The organism is Constrictibacter sp. MBR-5, from assembly GCF_040549485.1.
GTDB lineage: Bacteria > Pseudomonadota > Alphaproteobacteria > JAJUGE01 > JAJUGE01 > Constrictibacter.
This window is the reverse complement of sequence record NZ_JBEPTK010000004.1, coordinates 373126-392231: the sequence shown is the minus strand read 5'-3', so window position 1 is coordinate 392231 and position 19106 is coordinate 373126. Positions and strand designations below refer to the sequence as shown.

General features: G+C 67.4%; 19 protein-coding genes. 17 read left to right on the top strand and 2 right to left on the bottom strand.

Translation table 11 applies throughout. The annotated features are described in order from the left end of the window. Nucleotides 1–111: 111 nt before the first annotated feature. The 17 genes from egtB to gloA all read left to right on the top strand — a co-directional run bounded on the left by egtB (nt 112) and on the right by gloA (nt 16225). The gene (gene egtB / locus ABIE65_RS11930; protein WP_354077929.1) at nt 112–1395 is read left to right on the top strand and encodes an ergothioneine biosynthesis protein EgtB; all 1284 of its coding nucleotides are present in this window, start codon (nt 112–114) and stop codon (nt 1393–1395) included. Next, nucleotides 1392–2366 carry an L-histidine N(alpha)-methyltransferase gene (gene egtD, locus ABIE65_RS11925; protein ID WP_354077928.1) on the top strand — a complete coding sequence of 325 codons (975 nt, stop codon included), beginning with the start codon at nt 1392–1394 and terminating at the stop codon, nt 2364–2366. The genes egtB and egtD overlap by 4 nt, the downstream gene beginning before the upstream one ends. A 183-nt stretch (nt 2367–2549) precedes the next feature. Beyond that, nucleotides 2550–3338 carry a 30S ribosomal protein S2 gene (rpsB, locus tag ABIE65_RS11920; protein WP_354077927.1) on the top strand — a complete coding sequence of 263 codons (789 nt, stop codon included), beginning with the start codon at nt 2550–2552 and terminating at the stop codon, nt 3336–3338. A 59-nt stretch (nt 3339–3397) separates the two neighbouring features. Continuing rightward, nucleotides 3398–4321 (top strand): translation elongation factor Ts, encoded by a 924-nt coding sequence (gene tsf, locus ABIE65_RS11915; RefSeq protein ID WP_354077925.1) that lies wholly within the window; start codon nt 3398–3400, stop codon nt 4319–4321. A gap of 57 nt (nt 4322–4378) precedes the next feature. Beyond that, entirely contained in the window at nt 4379–5107 is a 729-nt protein-coding gene (gene pyrH, locus ABIE65_RS11910; protein ID WP_354077924.1) for a UMP kinase, read from the top strand. A 4-nt stretch (nt 5108–5111) separates the two neighbouring features. Then, nucleotides 5112–5669 (top strand): ribosome recycling factor, encoded by a 558-nt coding sequence (gene frr / locus ABIE65_RS11905; RefSeq protein WP_502918525.1) that lies wholly within the window; start codon nt 5112–5114, stop codon nt 5667–5669. 3 nt (nt 5670–5672) lie between these two features. Next, the gene (locus tag ABIE65_RS11900; RefSeq protein WP_354077922.1) at nt 5673–6407 is read left to right on the top strand and encodes an isoprenyl transferase; all 735 of its coding nucleotides are present in this window, start codon (nt 5673–5675) and stop codon (nt 6405–6407) included. Next, nucleotides 6388–7200, top strand: coding sequence for a phosphatidate cytidylyltransferase (locus ABIE65_RS11895; RefSeq protein ID WP_354077921.1), 813 nt, complete (start codon nt 6388–6390; stop codon nt 7198–7200). The genes ABIE65_RS11900 and ABIE65_RS11895 overlap by 20 nt, the downstream gene beginning before the upstream one ends. Then, nucleotides 7191–8390 carry a 1-deoxy-D-xylulose-5-phosphate reductoisomerase gene (locus tag ABIE65_RS11890; RefSeq protein ID WP_354077920.1) on the top strand — a complete coding sequence of 400 codons (1200 nt, stop codon included), beginning with the start codon at nt 7191–7193 and terminating at the stop codon, nt 8388–8390. Before ABIE65_RS11895 ends, ABIE65_RS11890 begins: the two co-directional genes overlap by 10 nt. Nucleotides 8391–8399: 9 nt before the next feature. Beyond that, entirely contained in the window at nt 8400–9524 is a 1125-nt protein-coding gene (gene rseP, locus ABIE65_RS11885; protein WP_354077919.1) for an RIP metalloprotease RseP, read from the top strand. A gap of 171 nt (nt 9525–9695) precedes the next feature. After that, entirely contained in the window at nt 9696–11876 is a 2181-nt protein-coding gene (gene bamA / locus ABIE65_RS11880) for an outer membrane protein assembly factor BamA (RefSeq protein WP_354077918.1), read from the top strand. Next, entirely contained in the window at nt 11876–12433 is a 558-nt protein-coding gene (locus ABIE65_RS11875; RefSeq protein WP_354077917.1) for an OmpH/Skp family outer membrane protein, read from the top strand. Before bamA ends, ABIE65_RS11875 begins: the two co-directional genes overlap by 1 nt. Before the next feature lie 40 nt (nt 12434–12473). Further along, entirely contained in the window at nt 12474–12944 is a 471-nt protein-coding gene (gene fabZ, locus ABIE65_RS11870) for a 3-hydroxyacyl-ACP dehydratase FabZ (RefSeq protein ID WP_354077916.1), read from the top strand. Between the two features lie 12 nt (nt 12945–12956). Then, nucleotides 12957–13757: an acyl-ACP--UDP-N-acetylglucosamine O-acyltransferase gene (gene lpxA / locus ABIE65_RS11865; RefSeq protein WP_354077915.1), complete on the top strand. Its 801-nt coding sequence runs from the start codon at nt 12957–12959 to the stop codon at nt 13755–13757. Further along, nucleotides 13747–14574, top strand: a complete 828-nt coding sequence (locus ABIE65_RS11860; protein WP_354077913.1) for an LpxI family protein — start codon at nt 13747–13749, stop codon at nt 14572–14574. Before lpxA ends, ABIE65_RS11860 begins: the two co-directional genes overlap by 11 nt. A 39-nt stretch (nt 14575–14613) precedes the next feature. Beyond that, entirely contained in the window at nt 14614–15768 is a 1155-nt protein-coding gene (lpxB, locus tag ABIE65_RS11855) for a lipid-A-disaccharide synthase (RefSeq protein ID WP_354077912.1), read from the top strand. Between the two features lie 13 nt (nt 15769–15781). Beyond that, the gene (gene gloA / locus ABIE65_RS11850) at nt 15782–16225 is read left to right on the top strand and encodes a lactoylglutathione lyase (protein WP_354077911.1); all 444 of its coding nucleotides are present in this window, start codon (nt 15782–15784) and stop codon (nt 16223–16225) included. A gap of 70 nt (nt 16226–16295) precedes the next feature. Here the strand turns inward: gloA and ABIE65_RS11845 are convergent, their stop codons facing one another. Together ABIE65_RS11845 and gltX are read right to left on the bottom strand one after the other, a co-directional pair. Further along, nucleotides 16296–17600: a citrate synthase gene (locus ABIE65_RS11845; protein ID WP_354077910.1), complete on the bottom strand. Its 1305-nt coding sequence runs from the start codon at nt 17598–17600 to the stop codon at nt 16296–16298. 76 nt (nt 17601–17676) lie between these two features. Beyond that, the gene (gene gltX, locus ABIE65_RS11840) at nt 17677–19104 is read right to left on the bottom strand and encodes a glutamate--tRNA ligase (RefSeq protein ID WP_354077909.1); all 1428 of its coding nucleotides are present in this window, start codon (nt 19102–19104) and stop codon (nt 17677–17679) included. Between the last annotated feature and the right edge of the window lie 2 nt (nt 19105–19106).

Below are 19106 nucleotides of genomic sequence, written 5' to 3'. Positions count from 1 at the left end.
GTTGGTTTCGGTGGGGTGGCTCGACGGGACCGTGTGACGGTTGATCCCGGGACGGTGTGGTCTACTGTTCCGTCCGGACGCGGCATACGCAAGAAACAAAGGGAGCATCTCATGGCTGCCGTCGTCGATCCGATCCGGTCCGTCGGGGCTGGAGACCAGTGGAACGACCTATCCGCACGCTTCACGGCGGTTCGTGATCTGACCGAGCGACTGTCGGCGCCGCTGTCGCCGGAGGACCAGACCGTCCAGTCGATGCCCGATACCAGCCCAACGAAGTGGCACCGGGCGCACACGACCTGGTTCTTCGAGACCTTCGTGCTGATGCCGCACCTGGAAGGCTACCGGCCGCTCGATTCCGCCTATGCCTACCTCTTCAATTCCTATTACGAGCAGGCGGGAGCCCGTTATCCGCGCCCGCAGCGTGGGCTCGTGACGCGGCCGGGCGTGGCGGAGGTCGGCGACTACCGGCGGCATGTCGACGAGGCGATGCGTCGGCTCCTGGCGCAGGAACCGGGGCGCGAGGTCGCGGAACTCGTGGACCTGGGCCTGCATCATGAGCAGCAGCACCAGGAACTGCTGCTCATGGACATCAAGCACGTGCTGTCCTTCAACCCGCTGCGGCCGGCTTATGCCCCGCCCCCGACGCGGCAGCCGGGAAGCATCCCCGCCGAGTCGTGGGTCTCGTTCGAGGGCGGCCTCGTCGAGATCGGCCATCGGGGCGAGGGCTTTGCGTACGACAACGAGACGCCGCGACACAGGACCTACGTGCCGCCGTTCCGGTTGGCGGGGCGGCCGGTGACCTGCGGCGCCTGGCTGGATTTCATCCGCGACGGCGGCTACCGAACGCCGACCCTGTGGCTGTCCGACGGGTGGGCGGCGGTGAAGTCGGAAGCTTGGGAGGCCCCGCTCTACTGGAACCGCGACGGCGAGGACTGGTCGCTGTTCACGCTGGGCGGGCAGCGCGAGATCGACCCGCGCGAACCGGTCTGCCACGTCAGCTACTACGAGGCGGACGCCTTCGCCCGGTGGGCGGGCGCCCGGCTGCCGACCGAGGCGGAGTGGGAAGTGGCGGCCGGCTCGGTGCCGGTCGCCGGCAACTTCGTCGCCAACGGCGCCCATCACCCGCTGCCGGTGCGCGATGCGCCGGGCCTGCAGCAGATGTTCGGCGACGTCTGGGAATGGACCATGAGTGCATATGCGCCATATCCCGGCTATCGCCCTCCGCCGGGCGCCGTCGGCGAATACAACGGGAAATTCATGATCAATCAGATGGTGCTTCGCGGAGGTTGCTGCGTGACCTCCGAGGATCATGTCCGGCCCACCTACCGGAACTTCTTCTATCCGCACCAGCGCTGGCCGTTTTCGGGCGTCCGCTTGGCCACGGAGGCCGCGTGAACGCCGGGGCGGCGGCCCTGCAGACGCTCGACCTTGCGCCCGGACGGGGGCCATTCCTCAGCGACGTGCTGGATGGGCTGTCCCATCCGCAGAAGCGCTTGGCGGCCAAGTATTTCTACGACACCCGCGGCTCCGAGATATTCGAGGAGATCACGGAGCTCGAAGAATATTATCCGACCCGCACCGAGATCGGCATCCTGGAAGCCCGGGCGACGTCGATCGCGGCACTGGCGGGGCCGGGCGTCGTGCTGATCGAGCCGGGGGCGGGGGCGACGCGCAAGGTGCGTATCCTGCTCGACGCCCTCGAAGCACCGGCGGCCTTCATGCCCGCCGACATTTCCGGGGAGCATCTGGTGGCGGCCGCCGGGCAGCTGGCCCTCGACTATCCGCACATCCCGATCATCCCGGTGATCGCCGACTACACGCGCGGCTTCGACCTGCCGCTACCGGCGGGGGCAGAGACCGCGAAGCGCGTGGTGTTCTTCCCGGGGTCGACGATCGGCAACTTCGACCGCAGCGAAGCGGCGGTGTTCCTGCGGCGGATGGCCGATCTGGTCGGATCGGGCGGCGGCGTCATCGTCGGTGCCGACCTGAAGAAGGATCCCGCCGTGCTCGTCGCCGCCTACGACGACGCGAAGGGCGTGACAGCCGCGTTCAACAAGAACCTGCTGGTGCGGATGAACGCCGAACTGGCGGCGGACTTCGACCTCGATGCCTTCCGCCACCGGGCGATCTGGAACGAGGCGAAGGGCCGGATCGAAATGCACCTGGAGAGCCTGCGGGCGCAGGACGTGACGATCGACGGCCGGCGCTTCGCCTTCGACGTGGGCGAAACGATCCATACCGAGAACTCCCACAAGTTCACGATTGCCGAGTTCCAGGCGATGGCGAAGACCAGCGGCCTGTCGCCGCGGGCGGCCTGGACCGATCCCCGGGAGCGGTTCAGCGTGCACTATCTGGAAGCGATCTAAACGCGCACAGCCGCGCATGCGGGCAGGCCGTCCTTGCCAAGACGGCCCTCGCTGCACTATCTAGCGCCAACTTCGCACGCGGGAACGCGGGCGGCGCCGTGCGTCGCTCGCTCCGGTGCCCGTGTCCGGCTCGTCCGGACGGGTCACATCCCGCGGAGGCACAACCGGAAAAGAGAACGACACATGGCTATTCCGACATTCACGATGCGCCAGCTGCTGGAAGCCGGCGTCCATTTCGGCCATCACACCCGGCGCTGGAACCCGAAGATGAAGCCGTTCATCTTCGGCGAGCGTAACGGTATCCACGTCATCGACCTGCAGCAGAGCGTGCCGATGCTCTATCGCGCGCTCGAGGTCGTTCGCGACGTCGCCGCCGGCGGCGGGCGCATCCTATTCGTCGGCACCAAGCGCCAGGCGCAGGACGCCATCGCCGCCGAGGCGCAGCGCTGCGGCCAGTACTATGTCAACCACCGCTGGCTCGGCGGCATGCTGACGAACTGGAAGACGATGTCGCACTCCATCCGCAGGCTGAAGGAGCTCGAGGCGATGCTCCAGCAGGGCACGACCGGCCTGACGAAGAAGGAGACGCTGAACCTGACGCGCGAGCGCGACAAGCTCGAGCAGACGCTCGGCGGCATTAAGGACATGGCGGACCTGCCCGACCTGATCTTCATCGTCGACACGAACAAGGAGCACATCGCCGTCGAGGAGGCGAACACGCTGCGCATCCCGGTGGTGGCGATCCTCGACAGCAACTCGGATCCGCGCGGAATCACCTATCCGGTGCCGGGCAACGACGACGCGATCCGCGCCGTCAGCCTGTATCTGGAACTCGCCGCGGGCGCCGTGCTGGACGGCCTCGAGCGCGAGATGGTGACCTCCGGCGTCGACATCGGCGAGCAGGATCAGCCGATGACCGAGGTTCCCGCCGAGGCGACCGAAGAGGAGAGCGCGCCGGCCGCGACGGCCTGAGCGCGACATCCGCTAACTGCGGCCGGCGGTAGCCGGCCGAAACCGAGGACGGAAGAGCAATGGCTGCAATCTCCGCCGCGCAGGTCAAGGAACTGCGCGAGACGACCGGCGCCGGCATGATGGACTGCAAACAGGCGCTGAATCAGACCGACGGCGACATGGAAGCGGCGGTCGATTGGCTGCGCAAGAAGGGCCTCGCCGCTGCGGCGAAGAAGGCGGGTCGCGTCGCCGCCGAGGGTCTCGTCGGCGTTGCCGTGAAGGGCACGACGGGCGCCGTCGTCGAGGTCAACGCCGAGACCGACTTCGTCGCGCGCAACCCCGACTTCCAGACTTTCGTCAGCACCGTCGCCGAGGTGGCGCTGGGCGTCGAGGGCGATGTCGAGGCACTCAAGGCCGCCGCTTATCCGGGTGGTGGAACGGTTGCCGAGGAACTCACAAACCTGATCGCGCGGATCGGCGAGAACATGACGCTGCGCCGGTTCGCCCGCCTGTCGACCTCGCAGGGTCTCATCGGCAGCTACGTGCATGCCGCGACGGCCCCGGGTCTCGGGAAGATCGGCGTGCTGGTCGCGCTCGAGACCAGCGGCGACGTCGGCAAGATCGAGGAACTCGGCCGGCAGATCTCGATGCACGTCGCTGCGGCCAACCCGCAGTGGGCGAGCACCGACGAGGTCGACACGACGGCGCTCGACCGCGAGCGCGCGGTGCTGAGCGAACAGGCCCGGGCATCCGGCAAACCCGAGAACATCGTCGAGAAGATGGTCGAGGGCCGCCTGCGCAAGTATTACGAGGAAGTCGTCCTCGTGGAGCAGGTCTGGGTGCTCGACCCCGACCAGAAGGTGAAGGCGGTTCTGGCGGAGGCGGGCAAGACGGCTGGTGCGCCGGTCAGCGTGCCCGGCTATGTTCGCATGGCCCTCGGCGAGGGTGTCGAGAAGGCCGAGCAGGACTTCGCAGCCGAAGTCGCAGCGACGCTCAATCGCTGACCAGCCGGTGCGGCGGGATCCCGGTCCCGCCGCCAGCCATCGGAGGATCCGCCGCACATGACCGTCCAGCCGCGCTATCGTCGCGTACTCCTCAAGATTTCGGGCGAGGCGCTGCTGGGGGATCAGGAGTTCGGCATCGACGCGAAAACCGTGAACCGAATCGCGGCCGACGTGGCCGAGGTCCGCGCCATGGGGGTCGAGGTTTGCCTGGTCGTCGGCGGCGGCAACATCTTCCGCGGGATCTCCGGCGCCGGCTGGGGCATCGACCGCGGAACGGCCGACCATATGGGCATGCTCGCGACCGTGATTAACGCCCTGGCGATGCAGAGCGCGCTGGAGCGCATCGATGTCCCGACCCGTGTCCAGTCGGCGATCCCGATGTCGTCGGTGTGCGAGCCGTACATTCGCCGGCGGGCTCAGCGGCACATGGAAAAGCAGCGCGTCGTGATCTTCGCGGCGGGGACCGGCAATCCCTTCTTTACGACCGACACCGCGGCGGCGTTGCGCGCGTCCGAAATGGCGTGCGACGCCCTTCTCAAGGGAACGCAGGTCGACGGCGTCTACAGTGCCGATCCGAAGAAGGATCCGAAGGCCGTCCGCTACGACCGCCTGACCTACATGGAAGTGCTGACGCGGCAGCTCGGTGTGATGGACGCCTCCGCAATTGCCTTGTCGCGGGACAACGGCATTCCGATTCTTGTATTCTCGATCCACAATGATGGCGCGTTTGCCGAGGTCGTTTCGGGCCGCGGCAAGTCGACCATCGTTTGCGATGCGAACGGGTGATCTCGTGGCCGATCCCGACATAGACGACGTTCAGAAGCGGATGGATGGGGCGCTCGAGGCGCTCCGCCGGGAATTCCAGGGCCTGCGTACCGGGCGTGCCTCGGTCAGCCTGCTGGAGCCGATCACGGTCGAGGCCTATGGCGCGAAGATGCCGATCGCCCAGGTGGGCACGCTCGGCGTGCCGGAGCCGCGGATGATCACGGTCCAGGTCTGGGACAAAGCGGTCGTGGCGGCCACCGAGCGGGCGATCCGCGAGGCCAATCTCGGCCTCAACCCCATGCGCGACGGGCAGCTGCTGCGGATACCTATTCCCGAACTGAGCGAGGATCGCCGGCGCGAACTGTCGAAGATCGCGGCGCGCTACGGCGAGCAGGCGCGCGTGGCCATCCGCAACGTCCGGCGCGACGGCATGGACATGCTGAAGCGGATGGAAAGGGAAGGCGAACTGTCCCAGGACGAGCAGAAGGTCTGGGCGGAGGAGATCCAGGAACTGACCGACCAGCACATCAAGGCGGTCGACGATGCCCTGGCGGCCAAAGAAAAGGAAATTATGCAGGTCTGAGGCATGGTTAGCGCCGTCCAGAGTAGCGAGGGGTCGTCGCCGCCCGCGCACGTGGCCATCATCATGGACGGCAACGGCCGCTGGGCGAAGAGCCGCGGGCTGCCGCGCATTTTCGGTCACAGACGCGGCGCCGAGGTGGCGCGCCAGGTTCTGCGCCGCGCCGACGAACTCGGCGTGTCGTACCTGACGCTCTACAGCTTTTCGTCGGAGAACTGGCGCCGGCCGCCGCCGGAAGTCGAAGACCTGATGGGCCTGCTGCGCGTCTATCTGCGCAGCGAGGTCGCCGACCTCCACCGCACCGGCGTGCGGGTGCGCATGATCGGCGATCGAACGCGGATGCCCGGCGACATCATCGACCTCGTCGAGCACGCCGAAGAACTGACGGCCGCGAATACCGGCATCACCATGGTGCTCGCGCTGAGCTATGGCAGCCGCGACGAGCTGGCGAAGGCGGTCAGGCAGATCGCCAGGGAAGCGGCGGACGGCGGCATTCGGCCGGACGAGATCGACGAGGACACCATCGCCCAACGGCTCTACACCCGGGACATTCCCGATCCAGACCTCGTGATCCGCACCGGGCGCGAGAAGCGCCTGAGCAACTTCCTGTTGTGGCAGGCGGCATATGCCGAACTGATCTTCACCGACGTTCTCTGGCCGGACTTCACGGCACGAGATCTGGAGGATGCCATCGGCGAGTTTCACAAGCGGGAGCGTCGCTTTGGCGCGACCAGCGCCTGATGGCCGCGGCGGGGAGTTGCAGCGGCGCATCCTCTCAGCCGCCATCCTCGCGCCGGTCGCTCTCCTCGCCGTCCATCTCGGCGGCATCGCCCTTGCCGTGCTGATGGTCGCGGCCGCCGGCGCACTCGGTTGGGAATGGTCGCGGCTGTGCGGTTTCGCCCCGCCACGTCCCCTTGGGGTGAGCCTGATCGTGCTGCTCGTCGCAATGGTGATCGCGGCGCAGGTGGGCGAGGCGTACGACGCGTCGGCAGCGGTGCTTGCGATCGTAGCCGCCGGCATGGCCACCGCTTCGATGGTAGGGGCGACGGCGTCCTTGCGCTGGAGCGCCGTCGGTCTCCTCTATCTGGGGCTGCCCTGCGTGGCGCTCCTTTGGCTGCGTGCGGCCGGTGCAGATCACGTGTTCTGGGTCCTGTGCGTGACATGGGCAGCAGATATCGGCGCCTACTTCACCGGCCGTGCGATCGGCGGTCCGCGCCTGGCACCCGCGATCAGCCCGAACAAGACATGGTCGGGCTTCTTCGGCGGCATGGCTGCGGCTGCGGCGGTCGGCGGGATGTTCGGGTTCTCGCTCGGGTCGAAGGGCTGGGCCGCTGCGGCCGCGGCGGCTTTGATGGTGGCACTGGCCGCCGTCGTCGGCGACCTGGCCGAGTCTGGACTCAAGCGGCGCTTCGGGGCGAAGGACGCGGGCAACCTGATTCCCGGGCATGGCGGCGTGCTCGATCGCCTCGACAGTCTTCTGCTCGCCGCGCCGATGGCGGCGTTGCTGCTCGCTGCCGGCTGGCGGTGGCTGTGACGACCGACCCGCGCAGCATCACCATCCTGGGGTCGACGGGGTCCGTCGGCTGCAGCACCCTGTCGCTGGTGGCAGAGGCCCCGGAACGGTTCGTGGTCGAGGCGCTGACGGCCAAGGGCAGCAGGATCGACCGGCTCGCCGAGCAGGCACGCCGGTTCCGTCCCCGCTTCGTCGCCGTATCGGATCCGCACGCGTGGCGGCCTCTGAAGGCGGCCCTCGGCGGGACGGGCATCGAGATCGCGGCCGGCGCCGAGGCGGTCGTCGAGGCCGCCGGCAGACCGGCGGAACTGGTCATGGCTGCGGTGGTCGGGGCCGCGGGCCTGCGACCGACGCTCGCGGCGATCGACCGCGGCGCCACGGTGGCGCTGGCGAACAAGGAGTGCCTCGTCTGCGCCGGCGATATCGTCATGGAGCGGGCGCGGCGCAGCGGCGCGATCATCCTGCCGGTCGATTCCGAGCACAGCGCGATCTTCCAGGTGTTCGACGGCGCCCGCCCGGAGGGCGTCGAGCGGATCATCCTCACCGCCTCCGGCGGCCCATTCCGGGCGATGCCTTTCGAGCAGATGCGCCGGGTTTCGCCGGCCCAGGCGCTCGCCCATCCGAACTGGGAGATGGGGGACAAGATCACGATCGACTCGGCCACCATGATGAACAAGGGCCTGGAACTGATCGAGGCTGCCCACCTGTTCCCCGTGCCCGCCGTGCGGATCGAGATCCTGGTCCACCCGGAATCGGTCGTGCACAGCATGGTTGCCTACCGCGACGGCTCCGTCCTAGCCCAACTCGGGCTTCCCGACATGCGCACGCCGATCGCGGTGGCGCTCGCCTGGCCGGAACGCATGCCCGTATCCGGGGCGCGCCTGGACTTCGCGTCGCTTGGCCGGCTGACGTTCGAGGCCCCGGATCCCGTCCGCTTTCCCGCCCTGCGGCTCGCCCGGGAGGCGCTGGTCGCCGGGCGCTGCAGGCCGGCCGTCCTCAATGCCGCCAACGAGGTGGCGGTGGCCGCCTTCCTGGCCGAACGGATCGGTTTCCTCGACATCATAGCGGTGGTCGAATCGACCCTCGCGGCGGCTCCGGTGCGATCCCTGACGGGGCTGGCGGACGTCGTAGAGGCGGACATGGCCGCGCGGGAGATCGCTCGCGGCTTAATCGGACGGATCGCGGTTGCCCCGACCGGCACCGCTCACTAACGTGACCCCATGTCGCTCATCCTAGGCTACATTCTCCCATTCCTGGCGATCCTGACCGTGCTCGTGTTCGTGCACGAAATGGGGCATTTCTGGGTGGCGCGACGCTGCGGTGTGAAGGTGGAGGTCTTCTCCATCGGCTTTGGACCGGAGCTGTTCGGCTGGAACGACCGGCACGGTACGCGCTGGCGCTTCAGCGCAATCCCGCTGGGTGGCTATGTCCGCATGTTCGGCGATGCCGGCGCGGCCAGCAACCCCGGCCGCGACCTGGATGCGATGTCGCCCGAGGACCGGGCGCGCTCTTTCCATCACAAGGGCCTGGCGCAACGGGCAGCGGTGGTCGCTGCCGGGCCGGCCGCCAACTTCCTCCTGGCGATCATTCTCGGTGCCGGGCTGTTCATGACCGCGGGGCGGCCGTTCACGCCGCCCGAGGTCGGCATGGTGATGCCCGACAGTCCGGCCGAGGCCGCCGGTCTTCGTCCGGGAGACGTGATCGTCAAGCTCGACGGTGCTTCGATCGACCGGTTCGAGGACATCCAGCGCATCGTCCAGTTGAACCCGCAGGTGCCCCTCCAGATCCTCGTCGACCGCGACGGCAGCCCCGTGTCGATGACGGTGACGCCGGCCATGCAGGAGCAGGTCGACCGGTTCGGCAACACGCATCGTTTCGGACAGCTCGGCATCGCGCGCGGCGGCCTCGAAGTCGTCCGTCTCGGTCCGTTGGAGGCGGTCGGCGCAGCCGTCGAGAACACGATCACGATGTCCGCCACGATCCTGAAGGTCGTGTGGCAGATGATCGTCGGGGCGCGATCCGCGGACGAGTTGGGAGGAGTGGCACGGATTGCTCACCTCTCCGGCGAAGTGACGCAGGTCGGTATCGTCGCCGTGGTCAACTTCATGATGCTGCTGTCGATCAATCTCGGCCTGATCAACCTCTTTCCGGTACCGATGCTCGACGGCGGCCATCTTATGTTCTATGCGGTGGAGGCAATTCGTGGCCGGCCCATGGGCGAGCGTGCACAGGAATACGGCTTTCGGATCGGCTTCGGCCTCGTTCTCGCGTTGATGCTGTTCGCAACGTGGAACGATCTCGTCTATTTTCGCGTCGTCGATTTCGTCAGGCAGATCGCCAGCTAACTGATGCAAAATTCCGTCCGACGCGGTCTCCGCGTAACTCTCGCCGCGTGCCTCGCGCTGCTGCCCCTGCTTGGGCCGTCGCCGGGTACGGCGGAGGCCCGATCGTGGACCCAGCTGGCGCAGCTGGCACCTGGAGGGGGGACTGCGGCCCCCGCACAGGGATCGGGGATCGTGCGCAGCATCCGGATCGAGGGCACGCAGCGCGTCGATCCGCAGACCGTGCGCTCCTACCTCACGATTCGCGAAGGCGACCGGCTGAGCCCGGCGCAGCTCGACGACTCGCTGAAGGCGCTGTTCGCCACCGGATACTTTGCGGATGTGGCGCTGAACTCCGAGGGTGACGTGCTGGTCGTGCGGGTCACCGAGAATCCGGTGATCAACCGGGTGGCGTTCGAAGGCAACAGCAAGATCGAAGACGAGGCACTGAGCAGCGAGGTGCAGTCCCGCGCGCGCATCGTCTACACCCGCACGCGGGTGCAGAACGACGTGAAGCGAATCCTCGAGCTGTACCGACGCAGCGGCCGTTTCGCTGCGCGCGTCGAGCCGAAGATCATCCAGCTCGAGCAGAACCGGGTCGACCTCGTGTTCGAGATCGAGGAGGGTGACCGGACAACGGTCGAGCGCATCAACTTCGTCGGCAACCAGAAGTTCGACAATGGCGATCTCCGGTCGGTGATCCGCACCGAGGAAAGCCGGTGGTGGAAGTTCCTGACGTCCGACGACGTCTATGACCCCGATCGCCTGGCCTTCGACCGTGAGCTGCTTCGGAAATTCTACCTCTCCGAGGGCTATGCCGACTTCCGCGTCGTGTCGGCCGTCGCCGAACTGACCCCCGATCGCAGCGCCTTCGTGATCACCTTCACGATCGAGGAGGGCGAGCGCTACCGTTTCGGCGATCTCGACGTCACCAGCCGGCTGCCCGACCTGAGTGCAGAGAAGGTGAGGCCGCTCGTCACGATCAAGGAGGGCAGCTGGTACAACGCGACGCAGGTCGAGCAGACCGTCGAGAAGCTGAACCAGGAGATCGGGAAGTTCGGCTACGCCTTCGTCGACGTCCGGCCGCGGGTTCAGCGGCGGCGGGACGAGCGGCTGATCGACGTCGTCTTCGAAATCGGCGAAGGGCCGCGCGTCTATGTCGACCGCATCGAGATCGAGGGCAACGTCCGCACCCTCGACAAGGTGATCCGACGGGAATTCCGCCTTCTCGAGGGAGACGCGTTCAACACGCAGAAGATGCGGCTTTCGCGGCAGCGGATCGCGAATCTCGGGTTCTTCGAGAAGGTCGACGTGACCAACGTGCCGAGCAGCCAGCCCGATCGCACGACCGTAAAGGTCAACATCACCGAGCGGTCGACCGGCGAGATCTCGCTTGGTGCGGGCTTCTCCTCGACCCAGGGCGCGCTCGCTGACATCGCGCTGCGTGAGCGCAATCTCCTCGGCCGAGGCCAGGACCTGCGCCTCGGTTTCCAGGTCTCCCAGGAACAGCAGCAGATCGACCTCAGCTTCACCGAGCCCTACTTCCTCGACCGGCCCCTGCTGGCCGGCGTGGATGTGTTCCGGATCATCCGGGACAACACCGACGAGAGCTCGTTCGATCTCGACACGGCGGGCGTCAGCCTGCGGATGGGCTACCGCATCACCGAGCCCCTGTCGCAGCGCTGGAAGTACACGTTCCGGCGAGACGACATCGACCCGGAGAGCGACGCCTCGCGCTTCATCCGCAAGGAGGAGGGCGTCAGCTACACCTCGTCGATCGGCCAGGATCTGATCTACGATACGCGCGACAACCGCTTCGAACCGACGGAGGGATATACCCTCAGCCTCAGCAACGAGATCGCGGGCCTCGGCGGTTCGGTGCACTATCTCCGGACCGAGGTCGGCGCGTCCTGGTACTATTCCCTGCTCGACGAGGTCGTTCTGGGTCTGGGCGGCAAGGCGGGCTACGTCGTCGGCCTCGGAGAGGATGTCGGGCTGAATGACCGCTTCTTCAAAGGCGGCGAGTCGCTGCGCGGCTTCGCGGTCAGCGGCATCGGTCCCCGCGACAGCCTTACCGACGACGCGCTCGGCGGCAACCGCTACACCACCGCCTCCGCAGAGGTGACGTTCCCCCTCGGTCTGCCCCAGGAACTCGGCCTCAGGGGGCGGGTCTTCACGGATGTGGGCACGCTCGGCGGAATCGACGACAACGACTCGCTCATTCAGGAGAGCGAGTCGCTGAGGGCCTCCGTCGGCGTCGGCCTGACCTGGCGGTCGCCCTTCGGCCCGATCCGGCTCGACTTCGCGGAGCCGATCCTCAAGGAGGACTTCGACGAGGTCGACCGCTTCCTGTTCAGCTTCGGCACGAGGTTCTGATGATCCGGTTCGCCCTCCCGATGGTCGCCGCGCTGATGGCGGCCGTCTGGGCCGTGCCGGCGTCGGCTCAGGCGAACGCCATTCCCACGCCCACGGTCATGGTGATCGACACGAACCGGATCATGAGCGAAGCCAAGTCGATGCAGTCGATCCGGGACCAGATCGAACGTGTGCGCACCAACTTCCAAAATGAGATCAAGAAGGAAGAGGATGAACTGCGCCGCGCCGATCAGGCAATGGCCGAGCAGCGGAAACTGCAGACGGCTGAGGCCTTCGATCAGGCAAGGCGTGACCTCCAGGAGCGGGCTGCCGCGCTGCAGGTGACGGCACGCACGCGTCGAACGCAGCTCGATCAGGCGCTGCGCAATGCGATCCAGATCGTCCGGACGACGCTGATCGAACTGGTGCAGGCGACCGCACAGAAGTACGGTGCCAACGTTGTGATCCAGAAATCCGACCTGGTATGGGCGGATAAGCGTATGGAATTCACGGATGAGGTGCTGCGGCAGCTTGACGCGAAGCTTTCGACGGTGAAAGTCGAACTGCCGCGGGGCTGATGCCGCTGCAGGCAGCGAACGGTTTGCCAGGGAGCGAGACGTGCAGGCGAGCGAGAACCAAGCCGGAACCGGCAAGACGATCGATATCTCGCGCATCCTGGAGATGATACCGCATCGCTATCCGTTCCTGATGATCGACCGGGTGGTCGATGTGATCGCCGGTCAGAGTGCCGTCGGCATCAAGAACGTCTCGATAAACGAGGGCCACTTTCAGGGCCACTTCCCGAAGCGGCCGGTGATGCCCGGCGTGCTGATCATCGAAGCGATGGCCCAGACTTCGGCGGTTCTGGTGGTCGAGACCCTGGGACCAGAGTCCGAGGGCAAGCTCGTCTATTTCATGACCGTCGACAATGCGCGCTTCCGCAAGCCGGTCTTCCCTGGCGATCAGGTCCATATCCATGTCGAGAAGCTGCGGGCCCGCTCCAACGTCTGGAAGTTCCAGGGCCGCGCCAAGGTCGACGGGGTGACGGTGGCCGAGGCGGAATACAGCGCGATGATCCTCGACCAGTAGTCCGGGCGGCGCATGGCCGGCATCCACCACACCGCGATCATCGAGGACGGCGCCAGTCTCGCGGAGGGGGTATCGGTCGGTCCCTGGTGCGTCGTGGGGCGGGAGGTCGAACTCGACGCGGGTGTGACCCTGCTGTCCCACGTCGTCGTTGCCGGCCGGACCCGGATCGGCCGCGACAGCGTGATCCATCCCTTCGCATCGGTCGGCGGACCACCGCAGGACCTGAAATATGCCGGCGAACCCTCGACGCTGGTTATCGGAGAGCGCACGGTCGTGCGCGAACACGTCACCATGAATCCGGGCACGGCCGGCGGCGGCATGGAGACGATCGTCGGCAACGACTGCCTGTTCATGGTCGGATCGCACGTGGCGCACGACTGCCGGATCGGCAACCGCGTCGTGCTGGCAAACAACGCAACCCTGGCCGGGCACGTGACCATCGACGACCATGCCATCCTCGGGGGGCTGACGGGCGTGCACCAGCATGTGCGCATCGGGGGGCATGCGATGGTCGGCGGCATGGCTGGGGTCGAGCACGACGTGCCGCCGTTCGCCCTCGTCTCCGGCAATCGTGCGCGGATCGACGGGCTGAACATCGTCGGGCTGCGCCGGCACGGGTTCGTACGTAGCGAGATAGATGCCCTGCGCGCGGCCTTTGAGACGCTGTTCGCTGGCGAGGGTGGTATCTACGAGAAGGCTGAGCGGGTGCGGCGCGAACATCCCGGCAGCGAGGCCGTGGCCCGTCTCCTGGCATTCGTCCGGATCGAGGCGGCCCGTCCGCTGTGCCGGCTCGCCCGAGCCGATGCATCCTAGGCTCGCGCTCGTCGCCGGCGGCGGCGACCTGCCCGCACTGATTCTCGAGGCCTGCCGTTCGGCCGGGCGACCCTGCTTCGTCATGGCCCTGGAAGGGCACGCCGATCCGGCGCTCGTCGTCGGCGCACCGCACGCCTGGATCAGGCTCGGCGCCGCGGCGAGTGCGGTCGACAGGCTGAAGGCTGAGGGCGTCGAGGAGGTGGTGCTGGCGGGCGCGGTGCGCCGCCCCTCGGTGGCGGAACTCCGGCCGGACCTGCGCACGCTCCGTTTCCTCACCGGGGTCGCGCGTCACGCAGCGGGTGACGACGCGCTGCTCGGGGCTGTCGTCCGGGCCATCGAGGCGGAAGGATTCCGCGTGGTGGCGGCGGAGAGCATCGTTCGCGACGTTGCACTGCCGGTCGGCCTGGCGGGGCGGCATCCCGTGCCGGACGGCGCGCACGACGACATCGCCCGCGGCATGGCGGTGGTCAGGGCACTCGGTACGGTGGATGTCGGTCAGGCGGCGGTGGTGCAGCAGGGGATCGTGCTCGCGGTCGAGGCTGCCGAGGGCACAGATGGGGTGCTGGCGCGTTCAGGGTCATTGCGCCGCGCCGGCCGCGGCGGGGTGCTCGTCAAGATGGCGAAGCCCGGCCAGGACAGGCGGGTCGACCGGCCGACCATCGGGCGCGGCACGATCGAGGCCGCAGCGGCGGCAGGCCTCTGCGGCATTGCCGCCGAGGCTGGCGCGACCTTCGTGATCGAGCGGGCGGCGACGGTCGCCGATGCAGACGCGGCGGGCCTGTTCCTGCTGGGTGTCCGCCCCGACAGGGAGGGCTGAACGGTCGAGGCCGGCGATACCAAAGCCCATCCCAAGGTCATGCTGGTGGCGGGCGAGCCTTCCGGCGACGTCATTGGTGCCCTTCTGATCAAGGCTCTGTCGGAGGCGACCGCCGGCCGGCTTACCTGCTTCGGCGTCGGCGGTCCCGGGATGGTCGCGGCCGGGCTGGAGCCGCTCTTCGACCAGTCGGACCTCGCCGTCATGGGGCTGGTCGAGGTGGTGCCGCGCCTGCCGCTGTTGGCGCGGCGGCTGCGGGAATGCGTGTCGGCGGGACTGGCCCGCGCGCCCGACATCGTCGTGACGATCGATTCGTCGAGTTTCGGGCGGCGGCTCGCGCGCCGCCTCCGGCGAAACGGCCTCCACGCGCCGCTCGTGCATTATGTGGCGCCGATGGTCTGGGCGTGGCGGCCCGGGCGGGCGGCGCGGCTCGCGCGCGAATACGACCACCTCCTCACGCTCTTTCCGTTTGAGCCCGAGCTCTTCAGGCGGCATGGCCTGAACGCGGAGTGCGTGGGGCATCCGGTACTGGAGGTCCCGGTGGGGGACGGGGCCGGGTTCCGTCGGCGGCATCTTATCGATCCGGCTGCACCGCTCCTACTGGTCATGCCCGGCAGCCGCCGGTCCGAGGTCGAGCGGCTTGCCGCTCCGTTCGCTGAGGCTGCCCGGCGCCTGACAGTCGCGGTGCCTGGGTTGCGTGTGGCCCTCCCGACGCTGCCGCACCTCGCCCCGAGGCTGGTCAGGCTCCTTCCGGAGGCCGCCGTTGCCGCGACGGAATCCGAGCGCCGCGACGCCATAGCGGCGGCGGACGCGGCGCTGGTGGCGTCCGGGACGGCGACGCTGGAACTGGCGGCGGCGGGCGTGCCGATGGTGGTCGGCTATCGTGCGGCACCGCTGACGGTCTGGGCGGCGCGGCGGCTGCTGCGGCTGAGGCACATCGCTCTGCCGAACATCCTGACGGAAGAAGTCGTCGTGCCGGAACTGATTCAGGGCGACTGTACCGCGGGGGGATTGGCCACGGCGGTGGCGCCGCTCCTCGCCGGTGGGGAGGCCGCTGCAGCACAGAGGCGAGGGCTGGCGGAGGCTGTCGGGCGCCTCGGTCCCGCCGGGTCGCGGCCCAGCCGCCGGGCAGCCGCGGTCATCCTGTCCCTTGCGAGGCCGGCATCACCGCCGCAGATTGATCGGGGAGCCACATGAGGAGGAGGCATACATGAACGACGACAGCCCAGCAGGAGCCTCGACGGCCGCCGTCCCGGGCGCGGACAAGTTCCGCTACCTGCATACGATGCTGCGGGTGTTCGACCTGGACAAGTCGATCGATTTCTACACCCGGCTGCTCGGGATGAAGCTGCTGCGCCGGAAGGATTTCCCGACCGGCGAGTTCACCCTCGCGTTCGTCGGTTATGGCGACGAGGCGGACAATACGGTGATCGAACTGACCCACAATTGGGGCCAGAAGACGCCCTACGACAAGGGCGACGCTTTCGGCCATCTGGCGCTCTCCACCCCGGACATCTATGCAACGTGCGCGGTCCTGGAGAAGGAGGGCGTGAAGATTCCGCGTCCGCCGGGGCCGATGAAGCACGGCACGACCGTGATCGCGTTTATCGAGGATCCGGACGGCTACAAGATCGAGTTGATCGAGCGGAAATAGCCGCCGCCCGAAACGAAACGGGGCGCGGACAATTGTCCGCGCCCCGTGCCGCAACAAGTTTCGTCGAAGCTCAGCGCTTGTCGACCGGAATGTAATCGCGCGACGTCGGGCCGGTATAGAGCTGGCGCGGGCGGTTGATCTTCTGGGACGGATCCTCGATCAGCTCGTTCCACTGCGCGATCCAGCCGACCGTGCGGCCGACGGCGAACAGTGCGGTGAACATGCTGGTCGGGAAGCCCATCGCCTTCAGCATGATGCCCGAATAGAAGTCGACGTTCGGGTACAGGCGGCGCTTGACGAAATACTCGTCCTCGAGCGCGATCTTCTCCAGCTCGATCGCCACCTCGAGCAGCGGATCGTTCACGCCGAGTTCGTTCAGGACCTGGTGGGCCGCCTTGCGGATGACGTTGGCCCGCGGATCGTGGTTCTTGTAGACGCGGTGGCCGAAGCCGAACAGGCGGAACGGATCGTCCGGATCCTTCGCCTTCTTCACCCAGTCGCCGACCTTGTTCTTGTCGCCGATCTGGTTGAGCATCTTCAGCACTTCCTCGTTGGCCCCGCCGTGCGAGGGACCCCAGAGGGCGGCGCAGCCGGCCGCGATGCAGGCGAACGGATTGGCGCCGGTCGAACCGGCGAGACGCACCGTCGAGGCCGAGGCGTTCTGTTCGTGGTCGGCGTGCAGGATGAAGATCAGGTCGAGCGCCTTGGCGACGATCGGGTTGACCTCATACTCCTCGGCCGGAACCGCGAAGCACATCCGCAGGAAGTTCGCCGCATAGTCGAGCGTGTTGCTCGGGTACACGAACGGCTGGCCGACCGAGTATTTGTAGGCCATGGCCGCGATTGTCGGCATCTTGGCGATCAGGCGATACGAGGCGACCTTGCGGTGCCAGGGATCGTTAATGTCCGTGCTGTCGTGATAGAAGGCCGAAAGCGCCCCGACCACGCCGCAGACCACCGCCATCGGGTGCGCGTCGCGGCGGAAGCCACGGAAGAAGTTGCTGATCTGGTCGTGCACCATCGTGTGGTGCGTGATGTCCCAGACGAACTGGTCCTTCTGCTTCTTGTCCGGCAGCTCGCCGAACAGCAGCAGATGGCAGACTTCCATGAAGTCGCTCTTCTCTGCGAGCTGCTCGATCGGATAGCCGCGGTACAGAAGAATGCCTTCGTCGCCGTCGATATAGGTGATCGCCGACTGGCAGCTGCCCGTGGCGGTATAGCCCGGGTCGAAGGTGAAGTAACCGAGATCCTTGTACAGATTTCGGATGTCGATGACTTTCGCCCCCGCCGTACCACTAAGCAACGGGAACGTCGTCTGTTTCCCCGTCGTATTGTCGACGACGGTAACGTTCTCGTTCGACTTCGGCTCCGTCATACGTCCATCCCTTCGCTGGAAGGGGCCGTGTAAGGCCCTACTCTGGGGGTGAGAATAGACCTCACACCGGCGTTTATCAATTCGCGCCCTGGCCGGCCGCTTCGTTTCCGCTCGCGTCGGCAAGGCGGCCCAGCGCCTCGTCGCGCCCGAGGATCTCCATCACCTCGAAGATCGGCGGCGAGGTGCCCGCGCCGGTCAGCGCAGCGCGCAGCGGCTGCGCCACCTTGCCGAGCTTCATGTCCCTGGCCTCAGCGAACGCGCGGATCCGTTCCTCGAGCGCGACGGCCGTCCATTCGTTCGATGCCGCGAGGTCGGCGGCCGCGGCGGCGACCGTTTCCCGACCGGCCGTGTCGAGCAGCTTCAATGCGCCGGCATCCATCGGAAGCGGGCGGCGACGGATGTAGAAGGCGGCATTGTCGGCCAACTCGTTGAGCGTCTTGGCGCGCGCTTTCAGGCCGGGCATCGCCGCGGTGAGGCGGGCCCCGTCGGCGTCGTCGAGCTCGCGTCCGACGATGGCGGCGACGCGCGGCCCGATCAGACCGGCGAGGCGGGCGTCGTCGGCCTCCCGGATGTAGTGCCCGTTCAGCGACGTCAGCTTCGCCATGTCGAACCGCGACGGCGACCGGCCGGCACCGTCGAGGTCGAACCAAGCGATCGCCTGCTCGGTCGAGATGATCTCGTCGTCGCCGTGGCCCCAACCGAGGCGCAGCAGGTAGTTGCGCATCGCTTCGGGCAGGAAGCCCATGTCGCGGTAGGCATCCACCCCCAGCGCACCGTGCCGCTTCGACAGCTTTGCGCCGTCGGGACCGTGGATCAGCGGAATGTGCGCGAAGCGCGGCAAGTCCCAGCCCATGGCGATGAATATCTGTGCCTGGCGGAAGGCGTTGTTCAGGTGGTCGTCGCCCCGGATGACATGGGTGATGCCCATGTCATGATCGTCGACCACCACCGACAGCATGTAGGTCGGCGTGCCGTCGGCGCGGAGCAGGACCATGTCGTCCAGCACCTCGTTGGCGACCCGCACCTCGCCCTGGACGAGGTCATCGATCACCGTCTCGCCCGTCTGGGGCGCCTTGAGACGCACGACGGGCGGGACTCCGGGGGGAGCCTCGGCCGGGTCGCGGTCGCGCCAGTAGCCGTTGTAGCGCATCGGCCGCCCCTCGCGCTTGGCGCTCTCGCGCATCTGGGCGAGTTCTTCCTGAGAGCACCAGCAGTGATAGGCGTGGCCCATCTCGATCATCCGGCTGGCAACTTCGGCGTGCCGCTTCATCCGCGCGAACTGGTAGACGACCTCGTCGTCCCAATCGAGCCCCAGCCAGGACAGGCCGTCGAGGATGGCGGCGATCGCCGGTTCGGTCGAGCGGGCGCGGTCGGTATCCTCAATGCGCAGCCGGAAGGTCCCGCCGTGATGGCGGGTGAAGAGCCAGTTGAACAGCGCGGTCCGCGCCCCGCCGATGTGCAGGAAGCCGGTCGGGGAGGGGGCGAATCGGGTGACGACGCTCATCT